The following is a 1,790-nucleotide window of genomic DNA, read 5'->3' as shown; positions in this document are numbered from 1 at the left end:
TGATGCCATTGTTAAGACAGGAAGTGAGGAGGTTAGGGAGGGGAGTGCTGTGAATGTGAAGAAGTAAGTTGACCAGTTAACCAGTTGATCAGTTAACCAGTAAATACACTAAGCAGTTATTGATAGACATAGAAGAAAGTTGACAGGGTTGACAAGTTGACGAGTTAACAAGTAAAATACACGTCTCAGTTATTGATAAACATAGGAAAAAGCAAAAAGCCCCTCGATAGATTGGGGGGCTTTTAAATTTGTGAAATTTCGCAAATAGGGAAGAATGCTCAAAATTCGAAACCTTATCAACTTCATCAACTATATCAACCCTATCAACTCGTCAACTTGTTAACTCGTCAACTGATCAACTGGTTAACTGGTCAACTTTTCAACCTTATCCTCTCATGTAACTGTTTAACAAACTCCGTATTCTTATCATCGGAATACATACCATAGCCATTCACAAGGATGCCCAAAGCGCCGGAAGGAGCTTCAATGGCAAAAACAACTGCTTCATCTGCCGGGTCAGAGGGACCTTCGAACCGGTAAACTTCCCTGATCTCAAAATCATCATGGCCAAAATGCGCATCCAGTTTATCACTGGTAAGGCGGTTATTACTGATATTGAAATCGTGTGTATAACCCCGTTTTTTCAAATCGGCCACTGCTTCGGTGATGGTATCGTATGCGTACATAATGAATGCTTTTAATCAAAGTTAGGACTCTTTGAAGATCAATTCACTCACCTGGTTGATCTCATCCTGGCTAATAGTATGTCCCATGTTCTTATAGATCTTCTGGGTAACCTGGGCGTGCATGTCCTTCAAAATTGCGGTAGATGCCATCACCCGGTGAACCGGAACATGCGGGTCGGGATCGCTGGTGCCTATGAACACAGGTGTTCCGGCAAAATCACCCGTATAATTCTTTAAATAGAGCTGATCGCCAATTAACCCGCCGGTAAAAGCAACCACACCACCATATTTATTGGCATTGCGTGCTACGTATTCCAGGGTTAAACAGGCGCCCTGTGAAAAGCCCAGAAAATAAATGTTCTCCGTTTTAATACCGCTGGCCTGTATATCTGTTACCACTTCACCAACCACTTTCAGCGCGCCCGATAACCAGGGTTCATTTTCTTCGGGCGCCGCCATAAAAGAATACGGGTACCAGGTATTATTAGTAGCCTGGGGTGCAAACAGCGCGAAGTCGTTTACCGGCAAATACTGCGCTAATCCCAGAATATCTTCCGCACTGCCGCCTCGTCCATGCAACATCACCAATGCTTTCGTGGCCTCGCCTGTTTGCGTTCCGGCTTTTATAACTTGTTTTGTATGCATATTACTGTACCAGTTTGGGTAATGCTTTTTCTATCGTTTCTCTATCGACTTCATACTGCACGGGCAGTTTCAAATGGGTACCCAGTTCATTCACCGGTTCATCTATTGCAAAACCGGGGTTATCGGTAGCCAGTTCAAACAACACCCCGCCTGGTTCGCGGAAATACAATGAGTAAAAATAATTCCGGTCTATTTTCGGGGTTATATTATAGCCTTTGCTGGCGATCTTCTCGCGGTATTGCATCAGCAACTGATCATTCTTCACGCGAAACGCTACGTGGTGATTGGTGCCGCCGGCTACCAGTCCATGGGTAACTTCTGGTTCTTCCACCAGGTCAACGATGGACGCGTTCTCGATGGAATCAGTTATAAAGCGATACCGGTTACCTTCCTGTTTCAGTAATTTATAACCGAAGATGTCGGTCAGAATACTGGCGGTAGGTTTTATATTTCGAAGGG

General features: G+C 44.4%; 3 protein-coding genes. All 3 read right to left on the bottom strand.

What is annotated here, in order from left to right; all coding sequences use genetic code 11:
- Positions 1-371 precede the first annotated feature (371 nt).
- On the bottom strand, positions 372-686 hold the full coding sequence (locus tag ACJ751_RS26070; protein ID WP_407748467.1) for a phosphoribosylpyrophosphate synthetase: 315 nt from the start codon (positions 684-686) through the stop codon (positions 372-374).
- A gap of 21 nt (positions 687-707) precedes the next feature.
- The gene (locus tag ACJ751_RS26065) at positions 708-1,331 is read right to left on the bottom strand and encodes an alpha/beta hydrolase (protein WP_407748466.1); all 624 of its coding nucleotides are present in this window, start codon (positions 1,329-1,331) and stop codon (positions 708-710) included.
- A gap of 1 nt (position 1,332) precedes the next feature.
- Positions 1,333-1,790: VOC family protein (locus ACJ751_RS26060; RefSeq protein ID WP_407748465.1), on the bottom strand; the 458-nt coding region annotated here is incomplete at its 5' end.

Origin of the sequence: Niastella sp. (assembly GCF_045805085.1) — a bacterium.
Classification (GTDB): Bacteria; Bacteroidota; Bacteroidia; order Chitinophagales; family Chitinophagaceae; genus Niastella.
Note: the sequence above shows the minus strand (reverse complement) of the source record. Positions and strands in the feature narration are given on the sequence as shown.

Excerpts from the sequence above, each read along its gene's own strand:
- ACJ751_RS26070 (WP_407748467.1), bottom strand. The coding sequence starts at position 686 with ATGTACGCATACGATACCATCACCGAAGCAGTGGCCGATTTGAAAAAA.
- ACJ751_RS26065 (WP_407748466.1), bottom strand. The coding sequence starts at position 1,331 with ATGCATACAAAACAAGTTATAAAAGCCGGAACGCAAACAGGCGAGGCC.